Genomic DNA, 19871 nt, shown 5'->3' with positions numbered 1-19871 from the left:
GCAAAACAGGAGATCGTATGATGCAATGCCCGATTGACGGAACTCAACTGGTCATCACGGACAGAAACGGGGTAGAAATCGACTATTGTCCGCAATGCCGAGGTGTCTGGCTGGATCGGGGCGAACTGGACAAGATCATCGAGCGGTCAACAGCGTATTCTCCGCCACAACCCGGCTACGATGACCGGGCGGATCACGGCTATCGCAAGAAAAAGAAGCGTGGCGGCTTTCTGGAAGATCTGTTCGATTTCTGACCCGGTCAGGACAGCTGAGCCCCGGCACATTCGCGGAAAATGCGAACCTGGGGCGCTGCACCGTCCAGGGGAAATTCACTCACCCTGTCCTGCGTAAACGCATAGGCGGTCAGGTTGTATTCCAGCCCGTCCAGCACGTTTCCAAATCCGGTATCGGTAACCGTCAGCATCGATGCACCGTCGGACAGAACATGATGCGGAGTGGCGATTTCGATCGGGTTCGGCCCCTCGAACCGCATCGCGAACCATGGGGTATTGGTCCAACCTTCGGTCTTGCGGGTCACGGACAGGGTATAGAGCGGCTTTGCCGGGTCATAGGTCAGGAATATCTCTGCCGTGTCCGTCACGTGTGACAGGGTGCAGATCTGGCCCACCGTTGCTTCCCACGCGGCGGCGGGTGTGCCGAGGATCAGTGATAACAGGACAATGCGCATTGGGCGGAGTCTAGCGGCCGAAAGGTCCGGGGCAAGGGCTGCGTCAGCCTTTCATCGCATTCAGCAGTTCCAGCAACCCCTTGCGGTCGTCATCATCGGCATAATCGCCGGCGGCCAACCGTTCGGCGATGCGCAGGCGCAGACGCTCGTGCTGGGTGCGCACCTCTTCGCCGGCGGTTTCCGCCAGCGTCTTCATGATCACGGCCACGGCCTGTTGGCGCTTGGTGGTGGGGTTGGCGATATAATCGACAAGGCTCTGCTGCCCGGAATCGAGGATGTTTTCGGCCAGCGCCCGCAACTGATCTCCATTGGGCAGCAACGGGGCGGGGGTGCTTTCGGGCGGCAGGATCTCGGGCGCGCTGCGCGGGGTTTCAGCCAGGGCGTTGGCGCCATCGACGAATGCCTCGGTGATCATGCGGGTGATCTTGATCGCGCGCGGGTCCTTGAACAGGGTCGAGGCGATGGCCACGCCGTAGTCGGTGTAGACCCACGGGTTGACCCGCCGCCCGCCGCGGCCTTTGGGTTTTGAGATCACATTCTGTGATATCAAATCGGCCACCTCGGCATCGGTCAGCTGAAAGCGGTAGCCCTCGAACAGGTCCTTGTTGCGCGAGACGGCCTGATTGAAGGCGCTGACGGATTTTCCGTAGAACTGCGCCAGATCCTCGGCCAGCACCACGCGGGTGCCGCGCACCCGGTGAATGGCGCTTTGGACCTCATGCGTGGAGGGCAGGTTCTTGGCGTTTGTCATGGCACCCGTTTGGAATCACAATTTGTGATTTCAAACGTGGAGGACGGAGGGGTGGGGTGCAAGGGTGGAGTGTGGGTCTGAGTGACATCTCAATGTGCCCAAATGTAATGACCTTTTGTGAGTTGGTCGCGTTAGAAATGATCACGACGAGATAGAAAGACCCGAGGTGTGCAGTGATAATTTAACTCACCCTAAGATTGCCGGGTTGATCCTCTAGTGACAGCTCTGCTAGTGGAAAAACATCCAAAAGATTAGCTATTTACAGGGAATCTAGAGTTGCTCGACAAAGTCAAAATATCGACTGGTGGTGAAGTGTCACTTCAGGTTGTTCAGGATGTTTATAACGACATTACCGGCAGAACTGAGCGGTTAAGTCGATATTTCTTTGACGCCCACCAAATAGAATTCTCAGATATTGAAAACTTACACCGCTCAATTCAAGCCCTAATGGAACAGTACCATTGCGTTGGTTCCAACTGCTCAATCACAATTCGATACATCGATGAAAAAACGGAGCGAGTAAGTAGCTTCCAAAAATTTGCTGCCCAAGGTGCAACAAGAAACGAGTGTATTGAGCAAATTGAAATTGAATATAATTTTTTGATTTTGCTTCCCAAAACAAGCGAGGCAAAACCTTACTCGCTCGAAATAGGCCTTAGAAACACCATGGCGCTTCCAAAGAAAATGGAAGACCTGCAAGCTTCCGATATTCAAAGAAGGCTATCTTTTGATTCGATGAGGTTAACTGGGCGGATGGCCATAGAGTATGTAGATCTCGCAGTTGCTAGAAGTATCGAAGCTCAAGTAGAAGACTGGTATTCCGGACTCAGGAAACAGTGCGCAGGAAGAGTGCATTCTGTAATTAAGAAGGCGGAGAAGGCAACTTCCATTGTCATTCAAGGCTTAGGCGCATTCGCTGTTTGCTCCGTTCTACTGATGCATTTCAATGATTACCCCTTTGACTTGCAGTCTCTATTTCGCGCAGGGGTTGTAAGTTTGTTTTGCGTAATCCTGACTATAGCCGTATCGCGTAGAATCGGTTTCTATGCCGAAAACCAAATTGCAAGGCTTATGCCTTTGTCACTGATTCAGTTAACACAAGCCGATGCCGAACTAGTCGCGAAAAACGCGCACACAACAGGGAAAACAATCGGGCGGGTAGGTCTCTCAACATTGAGTACTGTGATGATCGGGTTAATTACTGCCTACTTGGCATCCGTGATCGGGCTGTAGAAAGTTCTATCGCTTCCGCCGCTTCACATTTCCACCCCGCTGCCCCGGCCGTCCAGCCGTTGACCGCCCCTGCGACCGCACCGCGTCTTCCGAGGCTTTCTCGACCGCCCATTGCCGCGCCATGGGGTCGTCGGCGACGGCGAGGTCGACCGCTTCCAGACGTTTGATCTCATCCCGGATGTTGGCGGCCTCTTCGAATTCCAGGTTCTCGGCGGCTTTGCGCATCTTCTCGCGCAACCCGTCCAGATGCGCCTCCAAATTCGCGCCGTGCATCGGTTTGTCGATGGTGGCTGTGACGCGGTTCATGTCGACGTCGCCCTCGTAGAGACCGGCCAGAACGTCCTCGACATTCTTCTTAACCGTCTCGGGCGTGATGCCGTGTTCCTCGTTATAGGCGATCTGCTTGGCGCGGCGGCGGTTGGTTTCCTCCAGCGCGCGCTCCATGCTGCCAGTGATCTTGTCGGCATACATGATCACGCGGCCATCGGCATTCCGCGCGGCGCGGCCGATGGTCTGGATCAGCGAGGTCTCGGACCGCAGGAAGCCCTCTTTATCCGCGTCCAGAATGGCGACCAGCCCGCATTCGGGGATGTCGAGCCCCTCGCGCAGCAGGTTGATGCCCACCAGCACGTCGAACGCCCCCAGCCGCAGGTCGCGCAGGATCTCGATGCGTTCCAGCGTGTCGATGTCCGAGTGCATGTAGCGGACCTTGATGCCCTGTTCATGCAGGTATTCGGTCAGGTCCTCGGCCATGCGTTTGGTCAGCGTCGTCACCAGCGTGCGGAAGCCATTGGCGGCAACTTTGCGCACCTCGTCCAGCAGGTCGTCCACTTGCATCTCGACGGGGCGAATTTCGACCTCGGGGTCCAAAAGGCCCGTGGGGCGAATCACCTGTTCGGTGAAGACGCCGCCGGTCTGTTCGATCTCCCACTTCGCCGGAGTGGCCGAGACGAAGACGGATTGCGGGCGCATGGCGTCCCATTCCTCGAACTTCAGCGGGCGGTTGTCCATGCAGGACGGCAGACGGAACCCGTGTTCGGCCAGCGTGAACTTGCGGCGATAGTCGCCCCGATACATGCCGCCGATCTGCGGCACGCTGACGTGGGATTCATCGGCGAAAACGATGGCGTTGTCGGGGATGAATTCGAACAGGGTCGGGGGCGGTTCGCCCGGCGCACGACCGGTCAGATAGCGCGAGTAGTTCTCGATCCCGTTGCAGACGCCGGTGGCCTCGAGCATCTCCAGATCGAAATTGGTGCGCTGTTCCAGCCGCTGCGCCTCGAGCAGCTTGCCCTCGCCCACCAGCTGATCCAGCCGCTGGCGCAGTTCCTTTTTGATGCCGATGATGGCCTGCTGCATCGTCGGTTTCGGCGTGACATAGTGCGAGTTCGCATAGACGCGCACCTGTTCCATTGTCGCGGCGCGCTCGCCGGTCAGCGGGTCGAATTCGGTGATGCTTTCCAGTTCCTCACCGAAGAACGAGAATTTCCAGGCGCGATCCTCAAGGTGGGCGGGCCAGATTTCAAGGCTGTCGCCCCGCACCCGGAATGACCCGCGCTGAAATGCCTGATCGTTGCGGCGGTATTGCTGGGCCACCAGATCGGCCATCACCTGCCGCTGGTCGTATTCGTGTCCGACCTTCAGATCCTGCGTCATCGCCCCGTAGGTCTCGACCGAGCCGATGCCATAGATGCACGAGACCGAGGCCACGATTATCACGTCGTCTCGTTCCAGCAGCGCCCGCGTGGCCGAGTGGCGCATCCGGTCGATCTGTTCGTTGATCTGCGATTCCTTCTCGATATACGTGTCTGATCGCGCGACATAGGCTTCTGGCTGGTAGTAGTCGTAGTAGGAGACGAAGTATTCGACCGCGTTTTCCGGGAAGAAGCCTTTGAACTCGCCATATAGCTGCGCCGCCAATGTCTTGTTGGGGGCCAGGATGATGGCCGGGCGCTGAGTTTCCTCGATCACCTTGGCCATGGTGAAGGTTTTGCCCGTTCCGGTCGCCCCCAACAGAACCTGATCGCGCTCTCCATCCAGAATTCCGCCCGCAAGTTCCTTGATCGCGGTTGGCTGGTCTCCTGCGGGGGCGAACTCCGTATGCATGACAAACCGTTTGCCGCCTTCCAGTTTCAGGCGGGCCCGAACATCTTCGGTTGTCATTTGGGTCTTGTCGGAATGGGCGTATGGCATGGGCAGGCTCCGGATCAGGCCCTTACATTTGTTCTTATTTTGTCCAACTGCAAGGGCTGATCCGGTACAAATCCCCAAGTTTCAACACTGGGCAGATACGCATCCGGATTGTGATCCGAGCCAACCTTGCCGGCCAACGCGGCAAGCTCGCCTTCGAGAGCCTTCGTCATCATCGGTTGGCCGGCGATCACGGCATGGGCTTCGGTCGAGGGCATCGCCCGGTTGTGTCCGGGGTTCGCGTCGACGCCCAGAATGCACTCACGATGGATCATCCGCTTATCCTTCGGCTGATTTGTCGAAGATCATAGTTGGCCCTGATGACAGTTTCTGTCATTGGCTTGCGTCGACAATCCGCGACAATTGTTATCTTGTCCCGGGCTGCGCTCTGACGCATAAACAGGTCCAGCCAAGTGAGTACGGAGAGGCGACATGCGCGCACGGATTTACCAGCCTGCAAGGAATGCGATGACTTCAGGGATGGCCAAGACACGCAAGTGGGTTCTGGAATATGCTCCCGCTTCGGCACGTGAGGTTGATCCGCTGATGGGCTGGACATCATCCAATGATACGCAAACCCAGATACGCCTGAAATTCGACACCAAGAAAGAGGCGATGGATTATGCCAGGGACAATGGCATCGATGCGCAAGTCAGCGAGCCGCACAAGCGCAAACCCAACCTGCGCGCACGCGGCTACGGAGAAAACTTCGCCACTGACCGCCGTGGCCCCTGGACTCACTGAATGATCGAAATTCGCGAGGCCGACCCGACCTCGGACGTGTTGCGCCCGATTGTGGAAGCTCATTTCGCTCACAGCGAATCGGCCGGTCCTGCGGAAAGCAACCATACGATGAGCGCAGAAACATTGGCCGGACCGGGCATTCGATTCTGTGCGATTTACGACGATCAGCAGGCGTTGGGCTGCGGCGCCTTGAAGCTGTTGCCCGATGGCACGGCCGAGGTGAAGTCGGTGCATATCCTCGCACAGGCACGGGGGCGCGGACTGGCGCGTGTCATAATGACTCATCTGGCCGATCTGGCGCGCGCAGAAGGCGTCGAAGCTTTGGTTTTGGAAACCGGGGCAGAGCATCTTCCAGAGTATGATGCCGCCCGCAAACTCTACGAAGCGTTGGGCTATTCCTATTGCGGACCGATCTTTGGGTACAGTGACGATCCGAACAGCGCATTCATGCGCTTGGCTCTTGAACCCCGCTCGTAAAAACCGCAAGAAGGGTGCAGCGGTCCCTTAGCTCAACTGGATAGAGCAGCTGACTTCTAATCAGCAGGTTGAGGGTTCGAGTCCTTCAGGGATCGCCATTCTCGAATTTCGATTTCGATGAACACGTCAGGCCGCAATGCGGGCTGTTTCTTCGCGGTTGTTGGGTGAGGTATGAAGGGCTGGACGAGGGGGTCATGCCAGCCCTTCTAAGGGGTCACAGAGTGGTAGTGTGTGTTCCTTAACCAAACATTAACCTGATTCACCATGTTCCGAAATTGGGGGATTCCCGTAGGACGGCGAATGCGTGGATTTCAGCGTGTGAGTTGCAGCTGGCGGATCGGGATCCGGGGTCATAACGCGAATTCTTCAGGATGATTTGGGGCCTGGGCCGTAAAAGCACCAAGGTTGTGAAAAAAATATTGCAACCGGTTGCAAATAGAATCATTGTTGCGCGCAACAACAAGATTCGGGAGATCTGTATGTTGAACGTCGGATTGTTGGGTGCCGGGCGCATCGGGCGTGTTCATGCGCAGGCGATTGCATCGCATCCGGGCAGCAAACTCATTGCTGTTTCCGATGCCTTGCCCGAGGCTGCGGCCAGCCTTGCCAGCGATCATGGGGCCAAGGCGCGCAGCTCCGAAGAGATCATTGCGGATCCGGAAATCTGCGCGGTTCTGATTGCAACTCCGACAGATACGCATTCTGACCTGATTGAAGCAGCGACAGGCGCAGGAAAAACCGTCCTGTGTGAAAAGCCCGTTGATTTGGACCTGAAGCGCGCCACGGAATGTCTCAATTCGGTCTCGGAACGCGGCAAGCCGGTCATGATAGGGTTCAATCGGCGATTTGATCCCAATTTTGCGACCTTGAAGGCGGGGTTGGATGCGGGTGAGATTGGCAAGGCAGAGCTCCTGTCGATCACATCTTTTGACCCGGCGCCACCACCGGTCAGCTACGTAAAGGTGTCTGGCGGTTTGTTTCGGGACATGATGATTCATGATTTTGACATGGCGAACTTCCTGATGGGGGACGTTCCCGAAACAATCTCGGCGGTTGGGTCTTCGCTTGTGGATGCTGAAATCGGCGCCGCGGGGGATGTGGATACAGCGGCAGTTACAATGACTTACGCGGATGGCCGCATCGCGGTCATCAAGAATTCGCGGCGCGCGGCCTATGGCTATGACCAGCGGGTCGAACTGCTGGGCTCCGAGGGGTTGCTACAGGCTCAGAACATGCTGGAAAACACTGTCGTCAAGTCAACGGCGGACGGTGTCGTGGGTGCCAAGCCTACCTATTTCTTCCTGGAACGCTACATGCCTGCATACCGCGTGGAATGGGCCGCATTTGTCGACGCTGTTGAAAGTGGATCCGAAGTTCCGGTCACGCTGAAGGACGGTGTTGCAGCGCTGGCGATGGCCGAGGCCGCAACCCTGTCGGCGCGGGCAGGAAAACCGGTACGGATGGAAGAAATTTTGAAACCGGTTGCAAAATGATTGAAATACTTCAAACTAACGGCAGCTCGGCCCAGCGCCGCAGCCACTGAGATTCGGCACAGCCGGATGATCGGGGCTGGTACCCCGACAGAAGATCAGACTGAACCATTGGGAGGAAACTGAAATGAAGAAATTCGTTAAAGGCGCGCTTGCTGCGGGGGCACTGGCCTTGGCCACACCTGCACTTGCGCAGGAAATCGTGGTCGTGTCGCATGGCCAGGCCAATGACGCATTCTGGAACGTTGTGAAGAACGGTGTTGAGCAGGCCGGAAAAGATGTCGGTGTCAACGTGGAATATCGTGCACCTGAGACCTTTGACATGGTTGCCATGTCGCAGCTGATCGACGCAGCCGTGAACCAGGAGCCCGACGGGCTGATCGTCTCGATCCCGGATGCCGATGCGCTTGGCCCCTCGATCGAACGTGCGGTTGCCGCCGGTATCCCGGTGATCTCGATCAACTCGGGTGCGGAAGTGGCCAAGGAACTGGGTGCTTTGCTGCATGTGGGTCAGGACGAATATGATGCGGGCAAGGCGGCTGGTGAAAAACTGGCCTCGATGGGTGGAACCAATGCGATCTGTGTCAACCACGAGGTCGGCAACGTGTCACTTGACCTGCGCTGCGAAGGCTTCACCGAAGGGTTCGGCGGTAAAGTAACCGTTCTGCCGACCTCGAACGATCCGTCCGAGATCGAGTCCAAAGTTGCCGCCGCGTTGGCCGCTGACGAAAGCGTTGATACCGTTATGGCTCTGGGCGCAAGCTCGGCCGGCGAGCCTTCGGTCGCCGCGGCCAAAGCCTCGGGGCGGGATTTGAATGTTGCCTCGTTCGACCTTTCGGCCAACTTCCTCCAGTCAATCGTGGATGGTGACGCGGCCTTTGCCATCGACCAGCAGCAGTACCTTCAGGGCTACCTGTCGGTGAACTTCATGGGTCTGCACGCCAAATACGGCCTGATGCCGGGTGGCGACGTGCCTTCGGGTCCGAACCTGATCACTCAGGACAAGGCCGCACAGGTCATCGAACTGTCCGCGCAAGGTATCCGCTGATTTCGGCGCGGCTCGACAAACAACAGGATCGGCGCCAACGCGCCGGTCTCACCGAATTGGGAGGAAACCATGAGTGAATCAGCGCCCGTCCTGTCGGACGAAAGGGTCAAGAAAGAACCGTTCCTGACCAAACTGATGAAAAGACCCGAGCTGGGCGCCATTGCAGGTGCGGTTCTGGTATTCGTGTTCTTTGCGATCACCGCAGATGAATCGATGTTCACTCTGGCCGGTGTCATGAACTTCATGACCCCCGCGGCACAGTTGGGTATCCTGGCGATCGGTGCGGCACTGCTGATGATCGGTGGAGAGTTCGACCTGTCGATCGGATCGATGGTCGCGTTCTCGGGGCTGTTTTTCGGCGTCTGCGTCGTGACCTGGCAATTGCCGCTGATCTTTGCCATCCCGATGACATTCGTATTTGCGGCCTGTGTCGGTGCGGTCAACGGCAATATCGTGATCCGTTCGGGCCTGCCTTCGTTCATTGTAACGCTGGCGTTTCTGTTCATCCTTCGTGGCCTGTCACTGGTGGGTCTGAAAATGGCGACAGGCGGTTCGACCCAGCTGCGCGGCGTGCGCGACGCGGTCGAAAACGACTGGCTGGCCCCCTTCTTTTCGGGCGAAGCATTCGGCAGCCTGTTCGCATGGCTGGCCGCCAACGGCATGATCGATACATTCAAAAGCGGTGCGCCCAAGGTCCCGGGTATTCCGGTCGAAATCCTGTGGTTCATCGTCATTACACTGGCAGCGACCTACGTGCTGCTGCGTACCCCGGTGGGGAACTGGATTTTCGCCTCGGGTGGTGACAGCACGGCTGCATCCAATTCGGGTGTACCGGTGAACCGCGTCAAGGTTTCACTGTTCATGCTGACGGCGTGCTGTGCCGCCCTTGTGGCGATCATTACCGTCATGGACGCGGGCTCGACCGATGCGCGGCGGGGGTTCCAGAAAGAATTCGAGGCGATCATTGCTGCGGTCATCGGTGGCTGCCTGCTGACCGGTGGATACGGCTCGGCCATCGGGGCTTTCTTCGGCTCGATCATCTTTGGAATGGTCGTCATCGGACTGACCTATACCGACTTTGATCAGGATTGGTTCCAGGTCTTCCTGGGTGCCATGCTGTTGATTGCCGTTCTGTTCAACAACGCGATCCGCAAACGCGTAACCGGGGAGCGCTGATATGACCGAAGACACCAAATTCCACCATGGCGATGCCGTCGATGACCAGGCGCCCATCGTTCAGATGAAAGACATCGAAAAGCACTTTGGCAATATCATCGCGCTTGCTGGCGTCAGCTTTGACGTCAAGCCCGGGGAATGCCATTGCCTGCTGGGCGACAACGGCGCGGGCAAGTCTACCTTCATCAAGACCATGTCCGGGGTACACAAACCCACCAAGGGCGAGATTCTGTTCGAAGGTCAGCCGTTGCATTTCGACACGCCGCGTGACGCGATGGAAGCGGGCATCGCGACCGTGTTTCAGGATCTTGCGATGATCCCGCTGATGAGCGTGACGCGCAATTTCTTCATGGGGCGCGAACCCACCAAGGGCAAAGGGCTGCTCAAGCGGTTCGATGTGGATCATGCAAACGAAGTCTGCATGGAAGAGATGCGCAAGATGGGCATCAATCTGCGCGCACCGGATCAGGCGGTTGGGACATTGTCCGGCGGCGAACGTCAGACGGTGGCCATCGCGCGGGCGGTGTATTTCGGCGCCAAGATCCTGATCCTCGACGAACCGACCTCGGCGCTTGGTGTGCGTCAGACGTCGAATGTTCTTGCCACGATCGACCGGGTGCGCAGCCAGGGTGTCGGCGTGGTTTTCATCAGCCACAACGTGCGCCATGCGCTGGCGGTGGGTGATCGTTTTACCGTACTGAACCGCGGCAAAACTCTGGGCACTGCCAAACGCGGTGAAATCACACCCGAAGAGTTGCAGGACCTGATGGCCGGCGGTCAGGAAATGGCTGAGCTTGAGGGATCGCTGGGCGGTACTGTCTAAAGCAAAACGCTCGGATGCCCTCACGGGGGCATCCATCGGGCGGTGGCACCTGACGCCACTCTGATTTCAGGCTCTGACAAAAGGCCTGACACCTTCGAAAATGAGAAAACCCGCGGACCGCCGATGGCGGCTCCGAGTTGAAAGGGATCATGATGAGCAAAACAGTCCGATTGACCGCGGCGCAGGCTCTGGTGCGCTATCTCGGGGCGCAGATGAACGAGGCCGGAGAGCCGTTCATCGCAGGTGTGTGGGCGATCTTCGGCCATGGCAACGTGGCAAGTTTGGGCGAGGCGCTGCATGGGGTGAAAGACAGTCTTCCCACCTATCGCGGTCACAACGAACAGACCATGGCACACAGCGCGATTGCTTATGCTAAGCAGTTGGGCCGGCGGCGCGCCATGGCGGTGACGTCATCGATCGGACCGGGGGCCACCAACATGGTTACGGCCGCTGCTCTGGCCCACGTGAACCGTCTGCCTGTTTTGTTTCTGCCAGGCGATGTATTTGCGACGCGTGGCCCCGATCCGGTTTTGCAGCAACCCGAAGTGTTCTCGGATGGAACCATCAGTGCAAATGATTGTTTCAGACCGGTCAGCCGGTATTTCGACCGCATCACCCGCCCGGAACACCTGCTGACGGCTCTGCCACGCGCCTTCCGCACGATGACGGACCCGGCGGATTGCGGCCCGGCGACGCTGGCCTTTTGTCAGGACGTGCAGGCCGAAGCATATGACTATCCCGAAAGCTTCTTTGAGCCCCGCGTCTGGTATCAGCGCCGCATTCGCCCGGATGAGGGGGAACTGGCGCGTGCCGTTGCCGCGATCAAGGCCGCCAAGCGCCCCGTTGTCGTTGCCGGCGGAGGTGTGCATTATTCGGACGCAACCGCCACGTTGCAGCGTTTTGCCGAGGCACACAATGTCCCCGTGGCCGAGACACAGGCCGGCAAGTCCGCATTGGCCTGGGATCATCCGCTCAACCTTGGTCCTGTTGGTGTGACCGGGGGCGAACCCGCCAACGACATTTGCGCAAAGGCGGATCTTGTGCTGGGCGTCGGCACCCGGTTTCAGGACTTCACCACCGGGTCATGGGGTTTGTTCGCGAACCCCGGGCGTGAGTTGATCAGCCTGAACACCGCTGCCTACGACGCCGAAAAGCACGGAGCGATGCCGTTGCAGGCCGACGCTCGGGTTGGTTTGGATGAACTCAGCGAAGCGCTGGGCGGCCATCGCGCGCCGGATCTGCCCGCGGCATTGAAATCTGATTGGTTCGGCAAAGTTGATGCGCTGACGGATGCCCCGACGGACAGCAATGCGCTGCCCACGGATATGCAGGTGATCGGCGCCGTGCAGCGGGCCGCCAAGGAAAACACTGTTGCGATGTGCGCTGCCGGCACGATGCCGGGTGAGCTGCACAAGCTTTGGAAGGCACCACGCCCCGGTGCCTATCACATGGAATATGGTTTCAGCTGCATGGGGTACGAGATCGCTGGTGCCATGGGCATCAAGATGGCCCAGCCCGACCGCGACGTGATCTGCTTTACCGGTGATGGCACTTATATGATGGCCAACTCGGAAATGGCGACGGCGGCGATGATGGGGATTTCGTTCACCGTTGTCGTCACGGACAACCGCGGGTTTGGGTGCATCAACCGTCTGCAAATGGGGACAGGCGGGGCCGAGTTCAACAACCTTCTCGACCACACTGTGCACGAGACAAAATCAGCCATCGATTTTGCCGCCCATGCGGCAGCGATGGGGGCGACTTCGGTCAAGGTCAGTTCGATTGCCGAGCTCGAAGACGCGCTGGCCAAACGCGATGAGGTCAAAGGCCCCTATGTCGTGGTGATCGACACCGATCCCTATCCATCGACCGAATATGGCGGAACCTGGTGGGAAGTGGCGGTGCCCGAGGTCAGCACCCGCCCCGAAGTGAATGAAAAACGCGCGGCCTATGAAGCCGCCATCAAGGAAAGAAACACGAAATGAGCGTTAAGATCGGCATCTCTCCGATTGCTTGGCAGAATGACGATCTGCCGGACCTGACCGCAGCTTACACGATGGAGCAGGCGCTGAAAGAAGCGCGCGAGATTGGCTATACAGGTGTCGAACGGGGCCAGAGGATGCCCGCCGACACCGAAGGGTTGCGGGCCTATCTGGATGCAAATGACATCGCGTTGTGTGGGGGGTGGTGCTCGGGCAGCACGCTGGTCAACGACTTGCACGCCGAGATCGCCGTCGTGCGCGACCAGGTCGAACAATTCGTTGCGCTGAACAGCCCGTGCATCGTCTATGCCGAATGCTCCAATACCGTCCAGGGACAGATCGGAACGCCTGTAAATGATCGCCCCAGACTGTCGCGGGACGAGGTTCTGGCCTATGCGGGCAAGCTGACCGAACTTGCCAAGTGGATGGCGGATCAGGGCATGCCCATGGCCTATCACCATCACATGGGCACGATCATCGAAAGCGAAGATGAGGTGAACTGGCTGATGGAGGGGTCAGGCCCCGAATTGAGCCTGTGTTTCGATACGGGCCATCTGCTGTTTGGTGGCGGCGATGTGATGGCCACGCTGAACCGTTGGGGCGATCGGGTGCATCACGTGCATTTCAAGGATATCCGCCCTGAAATCGTACAGGACAGGCGTGAGAACAATCGCAGTTTTCTGGATGCGGTGATCGCGGGCGCGTTCACCGTGCCGGGTGACGGTTGCATCGACTTTCAGGCCGTGGCCGATGCACTGAAAGCAATGGATTACAACGGCTGGATCGTGGTCGAGGCAGAGCAGGACCCGGTTAAGGCGCCGCCCTATGAGTACTCGAAAATGGGCTATGACCACATCGTCGAGGTCTGCGGCAAGGCCGGGCTGAAGATCACCTCATAGATCACCACCACAACGGGGCAACACCGAAGCCATCAGAGAGGAGCACGTCATGGTACAACAGGACCTTGGATATGTCGGCTATTTCGACCGGGAATCCTGTGATCTGGATGAATTCAAGGTGTTGACCTCTCAGACTCTTTCCGCCGAGACGGTGCCTTTTGCCGCCTCGGTCGAAAAGAACGTGCCCGTCTATGATATGCAGGCACTGAGTCCCGGTTTGGAACGGCCTGATACGCGCAGGGCCTTGCTGGCGGAATGGGGCCGGGTACTGGGCAAATCCGCCGGTGTGATCGCCCTGAAAGGGGCGTATCCCGACACGTCGATCATTGATCGGGCGACGGATGTGTTTCGTGAAATCATCGAAGAAGAACGCCAGGGTGGCGCCGGTGAGGGCGATCATTTTGCCGCCTCGGGCGCGAATGACCGGGTGTGGAACGCGCTGCAAAAGCAATGCCTGCGCGACCCCGAGGGCTTTGCGCTCTATTTCGGGAACACGGCGATTGCGGCGGCATGTGAAGCATGGCTTGGCCCGAACTATCAGGTGACCGCGCAAATCAATCAGGTGCGCCCCAGAGGCAAGGCCCAGCAGGCGCATCGAGACTACCATTTGGGATTCCAAAACGCTGATAACGCGGTGCGCTATCCGGTTCACGCCCATCTGGTGACGGCCTCGCTGACATTGCAGGGGGCCGTGGCTCATTGTGACATGCCGGTGGAAAGCGGGCCGACCAAGTTGTTGCCGTTCTCGCAGCTTTACCCGCCGGGCTATCTGGCGTTCCACGATGAGGCACACCGGGCGCATTTCGAAGACAGCTGTATCCAGTTGCCGCTGGAGAAGGGTGATGCGGTGTTCTTCAATCCGGCGCTGTTCCATGCGGCGGGCGCGAACAGCAGCGCCGACATCAATCGCATGGCAAACCTGCTGCAAATCTCTTCCGCCTTCGGGCGCGCGATGGAGTCGGTGGACCGGCAGGCGATGTCCTTGGCGGCGTTCCCGTCTCTGATCGCCTTGAAACAGCGCGGGGCGCTGGACGCAGCGCAGGTGGAGGCCGCAATTGCGGCGACGGCTGAGGGCTATCCCTTCCCGACCAATCTGGACACGGACCCCCCGGTCGGGGGCAATGCGCCGGAAAGCCAGGCAGATATTCTGCGTCGCGCGGTTGCGGAAGGATGGACCGAGGCGCGGCTGGCCCAGTCCCTATCGGCCCGGAACCAAAGGCAAGCTGCCTGAATTCAACACAGGCGGGCACTCGGGGGCCGCCCAAGAAGGAGAACAAGAATGGCAGACCTGCTGAAGAAACCGATCGGAACCCACGGCAAGGTACATGACATCACTCCGTCAAGCGCTGGATGGAATTATGTGGGCTTTGGGCTTTATCATCTAAAGGCCGGGGATCGCGCAAACGAAGTGACCGCGGATCGCGAAGTCATCCTTGTGATGGTTGAAGGCAAGGCGCGGATCACCGGGGCAGGTCAGGACTGGGGCGTGTTGGGCGAGCGGATGAACGTCTTTGAAAAGACCCCGCCTCATTGCCTGTATCTGCCCAACGGAACCGAATGGGAGGCCGTGGCCGAAACCGACTGCGTTATCGCCGTCTGCTCTGCCCCGGGCAAGGGCGGGCACCCGGCGCGGCGGATCGGCCCGGACGGGATCACGCTGACTGAACGTGGAAAGGGCGTAAACACACGCTATATCAACAACATCGCGATGGAGGCCGAGGATTACGCCGACAGCCTGCTGGTGACCGAGGTGTTCACCCCGAACGGCCACTGGTCCTCCTATCCCAGCCACCGCCACGACGAGGATGACTATCCCCGCATCACCTATCTGGAAGAGACCTACTACCACCGCCTGAACCCGTCGAACGGGTTTGGGATCCAGCGGGTTTACACCGATGACGGCCAGTTGGATAAGACGATGGCGGTATCCGATGGCGACGTTGTGATCGTCCCGCGTGGCCATCACCCTTGCGGTGCGCCCTATGGGTTCGAGATGTACTATCTGAACGTCATGGCCGGACCGCTGCGGAAATGGCGGTTTGTTCCGGCCCCCGAGGTCGAATGGATCATGGAGCGTGACGGATGAGCCATACTTTCGCCAATTACCCAAGCCTTGCAGGTAAGACGGTTTTCATCACCGGAGGCGCCGGCGGAATTGGCGCGGAAACCGTTCGGGCCTTTGCCGAACAGGGGGCAAAGGTTGGGTTTTTGGACCTCAACGCTGATGCCGGGCTTGCTTTGCTTTCCGAACTGGACGGAGAGCATGCATTCGCCCAATGCGATCTGCGAGACATTGACGAGATGAACGCCGCAATAGGGCAATTGGTGGAAGAACTGGGCGCGGCGGATGTTCTGGTGAACAACGCGGCCCGGGATGACCGGCACGACTGGCGCGAGGTCACGCCTGACTATTGGGATGAGCGCATGGCGACCAATATCCGCCACATGTTCTTTGCCATTCAGTCGGTGGCACCCGGAATGATCGCCAAGGGTGCAGGTTCGATCATCAATATCGGGTCGAATTCGTGGTGGGAGGCCGGGGCGGGTTTCCCTGCATATGCCACCGCCAAATCCGCTGTGCATGGACTGACCCGCACCATGGCGCGCGAGCTGGGTGATCACCGCATCCGCGTCAACACGGTCGTGCCCGGCTGGATCATGACCCAGCGCCAGAAAGATCTGTGGGTCACCCCCGAGGCTCTGGCCAAGCAAGTGGATCGTCAGTGTCTGCCCGACCCGATCGACCCGGTCTATGTGGCGCGGATGGTGCTGTTTCTGGCCTCGGACGATGCAGCCATGTGCAGTGCCGGAAACTTCATGGTCGAAGGCGGGTCGATCTGAGCCCACACATTCCGAAAGGTGGTTCGATGACTCAACCGTTCGAACTGGCAGCTTGCGCCGAGATGCTGTGGCTGGACAGGCCGATGGATTGGCGTGCCGCCCGGCTGGCCGAGATGGGGTTCGGCGTCGGGCTGTGGAACTGGCCGGAGCTCGATATTCCCAGGCTGGTCGCGACCGGTGCCAGTTTCACCATCATGAACGGCTATCTTCAGGGGCGGCTGGCCGACGATGACGGGGCCGAGATGCTGCTGGCCTCGGCGGCCGAAACAATTCAGGTCGGCAAGCGTCTGGGCGTTGCGCGACTGAATCTGCACGGCACCGGGTTGGGTGACGGTGGTATACCGATCTGGCAACATGACGAGGTCACAGGGCCGATGTGGCTCAAGGCCAGGGATACCCTGAACCGGATCTGTGATCTGGCCCAGGCCGAAGATGTAGTGTTCACGCTTGAAAACCTGAACCTGCTGGACCATCCCGGCTGTCCATTTGGGTCAACGGCGGACGTGCTTTCCTTGGTTTCGTCGGTTGATCGTTCGCAGTTGCGGATCAATCTCGACCTCTACCATACCCAGATCGGCGAGGGGGATCTGATCCGCTGGTGTGAAAAATGTCTGCCCTGGATCGGAGAGGTGCAGGTGGCCGACAATCCCGGTCGGTGCGAGCCCGGAACCGGTGAGATCAACTATGCCGCCGTGGCGCGTGCGTTGAACGATCTGGGCTATCGCGGCCCGGTCGGGATGGAAGCCTTCGCCGCAGGCGACCCGGAAGACGCGCTGGTCGCCTTCCGGTCGGCATTCACGCTCTGAGCGTCACCGCTGCGGCGGCGCACCAAAGGCGCGGATCACCGTGCGGGCGGCAGCCATGACCGGATCGTGTGTTTCCTTCAGGATCGTCACCCGGTCGAACCGGTCGGGGTCGCGGTTCACGGCCTCGCGCAGGGCGGTGCCGAAGGCCATGCGCAGTTCGGTCCCGATGTTGAATTTGCAGATGGAGGTCTCGCGCGCCAGCCGCGCGCGCTGTTCGACCGGCACACCCGAACCGCCATGGATGACCAGTGGAACCTCGGTCATGGAGTCGATTTGGTGTATGCGGTCCTCGTCCAGACCGCCTTCCTTGTTCTGCTGAAGGTGGACGTTTCCGACCGAGATTGCCATAGCGTCGACGCCGCTGTCGCGGGCAAACTTCGCGGCTTCCTCGGGATCCGTGCCGTTTGAGCCTTCACCGCCGGAATAGCCGACGAAGCCGATCTCGCCCTCGCACGAGATCCCGGCGGCGTGGGCCATTTCGGCAATCGCGGCGGTTTCATCGATGTTCTGCTGCAAGGGCTTGCGCGACCCGTCGAACATCAGCGAGGTGAACCCGCTGTCCAACGCGATCTTGCAATCCTCGAAAGTATAGCCGTGATCCAGATGCGCCACCAAGGGCACCGAGGCGTTTTCGGCCAGATACCGGAACATCTTGCCCAGGATCGGCAGCGGGGTGTGCTCGCGGCAGCTGGGTCCGGCTTGTAGGATCACCGGGGCGTTCTCGGCCTCGGCGGCGGCGACATAGGCGCGCATGTCCTCCCAGCCCAGCGTCACCAGGCCGCCGACGGCATAGCCCTGTTCATAGGCCGGTTGCAGGACGTCTTTGAGCGTAGCGAGGGTCATTTGAATTTGGCGATCATGTCTTTGATGCCCGGGATCGTTTCGATCTGATAGGCATGGGTGGGTTGGAAATACTGCACCAGCGACCGCTGGGTCAGCCCGCCGAGGATGGTGAAGTAATACATCTCGTATCCCGGCAGCACGCAGCAGGGGTGATAGCCCTTGTCGATGCAGATCGTGGAGCCATCGACGATGTGATAGGCATCGCCTGGTTCGTTGTCCTCGCGCTGCAGCATCTGCAGGCCCGAGCCCCAATTGGGTTTGAAGCGGAAATTGTAGGTTTCGTCATGTCGGGTCTCGTCCGGCAGGCGGTTGGTGTCGTGCTTGTGGCTGGGAAAGCCCGACCAGCCGCCCTGACCCACGGTGAACAACTCGCTGACCAGCAGGCGGCCGACCTTGTCATGCTGCTTCTGGCCCAGGATGTGCTTGATCTTGCGATGGGTCTTGGTGTCGTCGCTGCCATATTGCACCAGGTCATGCTCGCGCACGTCGAAGGGATCCAGCACTTTGTCATACTTTGCGCCGGCCACGAACACCTCGGCCGTCTCTGACACGCAGACCATCTGCGCCGGTGCCCCCGACGGGACATAGGCGCCCTCGGGCTCGCCATCCCAGACATCTTCGCCCCGGTTGCCTAGATGGGCAAAGCGCACGCCTTCGACATCCACGTCGACGCTGCCGGTGGCGGGCACGATGCAGGTTTCGTAACCCGGGATCTGGTACTCGAAGGCCTCGCCCTTTTTCAGTTTGACGATGTTGAAATAGTTCAGCGGAACCGTTGGATCATCGGCGTCTACGATGGGTTTGTTCTGATTGTCATAGGGTGCGATATGCATGGTACTCTCCTATGTGGTCGGGCCGGGATGCGAAGCGAGAAACGCGTCCAGTTCTGGTGTCGTTGGCATGGCGGGTGCGCAACCGGGATGCGACACCACGATCGACGCGCAGGCCGAACCGCGCATGACCGCGTCTTTCAGATCGTGCCCGGCCGCGATCGAGGCCAGCAGCCCGGCCATGAAACTGTCGCCAGCCCCGTTGGGTTTGACGGCCGTAACCGGGTAAATACCGGTTCGCAGCTCTTGCCCGTCCACAAAGGTGACAGCACCTTTTTCGCCCATCTTGTAGATGACGATCCGACCCGGTTTTTGGGCAAGTTCCTGCGCCTTGGCAAAACCCTTTTCGATGCCGCCGGCCATGAATCCGAACTCTTCGTCGTTGCCGACGATCAGGTTGCTGGCTTCGCCAGCCCGGGACAGAACTTCGGCAGCCACCTCGGCCGAGGGCCAGCTGTATGGGCGGTAATCGATGTCGAAAATGATCGGCAGCCCTGCGCTTTGGGCGTTCTCGAAGGCCCGGAATGTGGCGCTGCGCGACGGTTCGGACGCAAAGACCGTTCCTGCCGAGATGATTGCCGAGAAAGATGAATAATCGACCCTGTCCATATCCTCTTTGGTGACCTGGAAATCAACGGCCCCGTTGCGATAGATCACATTCTGAAAGTCCTCGATCCGGCTTTCGTACACGGCCAGAGACATGCGGTATTCGCCGCCCAGAACGCGGATATAGGATGTGTCCACACCGTAATGCCGCAACCGGTTCAGACAGAACCGCCCAATCGCATCGTCCGAGACGGACGTAATCAGCGACGCCTCGCTGCCCAACTTGACCAGCCCGGCACAAATATTGGCGGAAGAACCACCCAGGTCGGCATGAAACGTGCTGGCATCCTCGCTTTTGACGCCGATTGGGTCGGCGTACAGGTCCATGCCTGCGCGACCCAGAACGGCGAAGCGGTTTCCTTTGATACCATCCATCAAAGCGCTCAAGTTTTGTCCTCCGGCAGAATGGGTCGGCAAAGTTTGGACCTTGCGTTGAATCGATTC

Annotated in this window: 21 protein-coding genes and 1 tRNA gene; 15 read left to right on the top strand and 7 right to left on the bottom strand. The window is 59.1% G+C overall.

Features of this window, described 5'->3' with window-relative positions; genetic code table 11:
* The first annotated feature begins 20 nt into the window (after positions 1–20).
* Positions 21–254, top strand: coding sequence for a zf-TFIIB domain-containing protein (locus tag GOW60_RS09500; RefSeq protein WP_171169092.1), 234 nt, complete (start codon positions 21–23; stop codon positions 252–254).
* A gap of 5 nt (positions 255–259) precedes the next feature.
* On the opposite strand, the gene GOW60_RS09495 is transcribed toward GOW60_RS09500, so the two are convergent.
* Both GOW60_RS09495 and GOW60_RS09490 read right to left on the bottom strand, forming a co-directional pair.
* Positions 260–688 carry a hypothetical protein gene (locus GOW60_RS09495; RefSeq protein ID WP_171229099.1) on the bottom strand — a complete coding sequence of 143 codons (429 nt, stop codon included), beginning with the start codon at positions 686–688 and terminating at the stop codon, positions 260–262.
* 43 nt (positions 689–731) lie between these two features.
* Positions 732–1439, bottom strand: a complete 708-nt coding sequence (locus GOW60_RS09490) for an ORF6N domain-containing protein (RefSeq protein WP_171229098.1) — start codon at positions 1437–1439, stop codon at positions 732–734.
* Positions 1440–1715: 276 nt separating this feature from the next.
* On the opposite strand from GOW60_RS09490, the gene GOW60_RS09485 reads away from it, so the two are divergent.
* Positions 1716–2672: a hypothetical protein gene (locus tag GOW60_RS09485; protein WP_171229097.1), complete on the top strand. Its 957-nt coding sequence runs from the start codon at positions 1716–1718 to the stop codon at positions 2670–2672.
* Between the two features lie 6 nt (positions 2673–2678).
* Here the strand turns inward: GOW60_RS09485 and uvrB are convergent, their stop codons facing one another.
* Both uvrB and GOW60_RS09475 read right to left on the bottom strand, forming a co-directional pair.
* Positions 2679–4865: an excinuclease ABC subunit UvrB gene (gene uvrB, locus GOW60_RS09480; protein ID WP_305848961.1), complete on the bottom strand. Its 2187-nt coding sequence runs from the start codon at positions 4863–4865 to the stop codon at positions 2679–2681.
* Positions 4866–4879: 14 nt separating this feature from the next.
* Positions 4880–5137, bottom strand: a complete 258-nt coding sequence (locus tag GOW60_RS09475) for a hypothetical protein (RefSeq protein ID WP_171229095.1) — start codon at positions 5135–5137, stop codon at positions 4880–4882.
* A gap of 157 nt (positions 5138–5294) precedes the next feature.
* Between GOW60_RS09475 and GOW60_RS09470 the strand changes: the two genes are divergently transcribed.
* The 13 genes from GOW60_RS09470 to GOW60_RS09410 all read left to right on the top strand — a co-directional run bounded on the left by GOW60_RS09470 (position 5295) and on the right by GOW60_RS09410 (position 17148).
* The gene (locus GOW60_RS09470) at positions 5295–5606 is read left to right on the top strand and encodes an ETC complex I subunit (protein WP_152459136.1); all 312 of its coding nucleotides are present in this window, start codon (positions 5295–5297) and stop codon (positions 5604–5606) included.
* Positions 5607–6083: a GNAT family N-acetyltransferase gene (locus GOW60_RS09465; RefSeq protein WP_171229094.1), complete on the top strand. Its 477-nt coding sequence runs from the start codon at positions 5607–5609 to the stop codon at positions 6081–6083. It abuts the gene before it with no gap.
* Between the two features lie 21 nt (positions 6084–6104).
* Positions 6105–6181: transfer RNA gene (locus tag GOW60_RS09460), tRNA-Arg, on the top strand.
* Between the two features lie 381 nt (positions 6182–6562).
* Complete coding sequence (gene iolG, locus GOW60_RS09455) at positions 6563–7576, top strand: inositol 2-dehydrogenase (RefSeq protein ID WP_171229093.1); 1014 nt, start codon at positions 6563–6565, stop codon at positions 7574–7576.
* Positions 7577–7700: 124 nt separating this feature from the next.
* Positions 7701–8621, top strand: coding sequence for a sugar ABC transporter substrate-binding protein (locus GOW60_RS09450; RefSeq protein WP_171229092.1), 921 nt, complete (start codon positions 7701–7703; stop codon positions 8619–8621).
* Positions 8622–8690: 69 nt separating this feature from the next.
* Complete coding sequence (locus GOW60_RS09445) at positions 8691–9797, top strand: ABC transporter permease (RefSeq protein WP_171118992.1); 1107 nt, start codon at positions 8691–8693, stop codon at positions 9795–9797.
* A 1-nt stretch (position 9798) separates the two neighbouring features.
* A complete protein-coding gene (locus GOW60_RS09440; RefSeq protein WP_152459131.1) occupies positions 9799–10620 on the top strand; it encodes an ATP-binding cassette domain-containing protein in 822 nt (273 codons plus the stop codon).
* Positions 10621–10772: 152 nt separating this feature from the next.
* Positions 10773–12605, top strand: a complete 1833-nt coding sequence (gene iolD, locus GOW60_RS09435) for a 3D-(3,5/4)-trihydroxycyclohexane-1,2-dione acylhydrolase (decyclizing) (RefSeq protein WP_171229091.1) — start codon at positions 10773–10775, stop codon at positions 12603–12605.
* A complete protein-coding gene (iolE, locus tag GOW60_RS09430; RefSeq protein WP_171229090.1) occupies positions 12602–13501 on the top strand; it encodes a myo-inosose-2 dehydratase in 900 nt (299 codons plus the stop codon). The genes iolD and iolE overlap by 4 nt, the downstream gene beginning before the upstream one ends.
* A gap of 49 nt (positions 13502–13550) precedes the next feature.
* Positions 13551–14732, top strand: coding sequence for a phytanoyl-CoA dioxygenase family protein (locus GOW60_RS09425; RefSeq protein ID WP_171229089.1), 1182 nt, complete (start codon positions 13551–13553; stop codon positions 14730–14732).
* A 48-nt stretch (positions 14733–14780) separates the two neighbouring features.
* Positions 14781–15587 carry a 5-deoxy-glucuronate isomerase gene (gene iolB, locus GOW60_RS09420; protein WP_171229088.1) on the top strand — a complete coding sequence of 269 codons (807 nt, stop codon included), beginning with the start codon at positions 14781–14783 and terminating at the stop codon, positions 15585–15587.
* Positions 15584–16342 (top strand): SDR family NAD(P)-dependent oxidoreductase, encoded by a 759-nt coding sequence (locus GOW60_RS09415; RefSeq protein ID WP_171229087.1) that lies wholly within the window; start codon positions 15584–15586, stop codon positions 16340–16342. Before iolB ends, GOW60_RS09415 begins: the two co-directional genes overlap by 4 nt.
* Positions 16343–16368: 26 nt before the next feature.
* Positions 16369–17148 (top strand): TIM barrel protein, encoded by a 780-nt coding sequence (locus GOW60_RS09410; RefSeq protein ID WP_171229086.1) that lies wholly within the window; start codon positions 16369–16371, stop codon positions 17146–17148.
* 3 nt (positions 17149–17151) lie between these two features.
* Here GOW60_RS09410 and GOW60_RS09405 read toward each other — a convergent pair whose 3' ends face one another.
* The 3 genes from GOW60_RS09405 to iolC are packed head-to-tail and all read right to left on the bottom strand — an operon-like array spanning position 17152 to position 19802.
* A complete protein-coding gene (locus GOW60_RS09405) occupies positions 17152–17991 on the bottom strand; it encodes a class II fructose-bisphosphate aldolase (protein WP_171229085.1) in 840 nt (279 codons plus the stop codon).
* A complete protein-coding gene (locus GOW60_RS09400) occupies positions 17988–18824 on the bottom strand; it encodes a 5-deoxy-glucuronate isomerase (RefSeq protein WP_171229084.1) in 837 nt (278 codons plus the stop codon). The genes GOW60_RS09405 and GOW60_RS09400 overlap by 4 nt, the downstream gene beginning before the upstream one ends.
* A gap of 9 nt (positions 18825–18833) precedes the next feature.
* The gene (gene iolC / locus GOW60_RS09395) at positions 18834–19802 is read right to left on the bottom strand and encodes a 5-dehydro-2-deoxygluconokinase (RefSeq protein WP_171229083.1); all 969 of its coding nucleotides are present in this window, start codon (positions 19800–19802) and stop codon (positions 18834–18836) included.
* Positions 19803–19871: the final 69 nt, after the last annotated feature.

The sequence above is a fragment of the Ruegeria sp. HKCCA4008 genome, from assembly GCF_013033125.1.
In the GTDB taxonomy this organism is placed as follows: Bacteria; Pseudomonadota; Alphaproteobacteria; order Rhodobacterales; family Rhodobacteraceae; genus Ruegeria.
The sequence above is the reverse complement of the archived record's forward strand: the minus strand, read 5'-3'. Positions and strand labels throughout refer to the sequence as shown.

Excerpts from the sequence above, each read along its gene's own strand:
- GOW60_RS09475 (WP_171229095.1), bottom strand. The coding sequence starts at position 5,137 with ATGATCCATCGTGAGTGCATTCTGGGCGTCGACGCGAACCCCGGACAC.
- iolB (WP_171229088.1), top strand. The coding sequence starts at position 14,781 with ATGGCAGACCTGCTGAAGAAACCGATCGGAACCCACGGCAAGGTACAT.
- GOW60_RS09495 (WP_171229099.1), bottom strand. The coding sequence starts at position 688 with ATGCGCATTGTCCTGTTATCACTGATCCTCGGCACACCCGCCGCCGCG.
- iolG (WP_171229093.1), top strand. The coding sequence starts at position 6,563 with ATGTTGAACGTCGGATTGTTGGGTGCCGGGCGCATCGGGCGTGTTCAT.
- GOW60_RS09415 (WP_171229087.1), top strand. The coding sequence starts at position 15,584 with ATGAGCCATACTTTCGCCAATTACCCAAGCCTTGCAGGTAAGACGGTT.
- GOW60_RS09450 (WP_171229092.1), top strand. The coding sequence starts at position 7,701 with ATGAAGAAATTCGTTAAAGGCGCGCTTGCTGCGGGGGCACTGGCCTTG.
- GOW60_RS09500 (WP_171169092.1), top strand. The coding sequence starts at position 21 with ATGCAATGCCCGATTGACGGAACTCAACTGGTCATCACGGACAGAAAC.
- GOW60_RS09490 (WP_171229098.1), bottom strand. The coding sequence starts at position 1,439 with ATGACAAACGCCAAGAACCTGCCCTCCACGCATGAGGTCCAAAGCGCC.
- GOW60_RS09410 (WP_171229086.1), top strand. The coding sequence starts at position 16,369 with ATGACTCAACCGTTCGAACTGGCAGCTTGCGCCGAGATGCTGTGGCTG.
- iolD (WP_171229091.1), top strand. The coding sequence starts at position 10,773 with ATGAGCAAAACAGTCCGATTGACCGCGGCGCAGGCTCTGGTGCGCTAT.
- GOW60_RS09425 (WP_171229089.1), top strand. The coding sequence starts at position 13,551 with ATGGTACAACAGGACCTTGGATATGTCGGCTATTTCGACCGGGAATCC.
- iolC (WP_171229083.1), bottom strand. The coding sequence starts at position 19,802 with ATGGATGGTATCAAAGGAAACCGCTTCGCCGTTCTGGGTCGCGCAGGC.
- uvrB (WP_305848961.1), bottom strand. The coding sequence starts at position 4,865 with ATGCCATACGCCCATTCCGACAAGACCCAAATGACAACCGAAGATGTT.
- GOW60_RS09445 (WP_171118992.1), top strand. The coding sequence starts at position 8,691 with ATGAGTGAATCAGCGCCCGTCCTGTCGGACGAAAGGGTCAAGAAAGAA.
- iolE (WP_171229090.1), top strand. The coding sequence starts at position 12,602 with ATGAGCGTTAAGATCGGCATCTCTCCGATTGCTTGGCAGAATGACGAT.
- GOW60_RS09400 (WP_171229084.1), bottom strand. The coding sequence starts at position 18,824 with ATGCATATCGCACCCTATGACAATCAGAACAAACCCATCGTAGACGCC.
- GOW60_RS09465 (WP_171229094.1), top strand. The coding sequence starts at position 5,607 with ATGATCGAAATTCGCGAGGCCGACCCGACCTCGGACGTGTTGCGCCCG.
- GOW60_RS09440 (WP_152459131.1), top strand. The coding sequence starts at position 9,799 with ATGACCGAAGACACCAAATTCCACCATGGCGATGCCGTCGATGACCAG.
- GOW60_RS09405 (WP_171229085.1), bottom strand. The coding sequence starts at position 17,991 with ATGACCCTCGCTACGCTCAAAGACGTCCTGCAACCGGCCTATGAACAG.
- GOW60_RS09470 (WP_152459136.1), top strand. The coding sequence starts at position 5,295 with ATGCGCGCACGGATTTACCAGCCTGCAAGGAATGCGATGACTTCAGGG.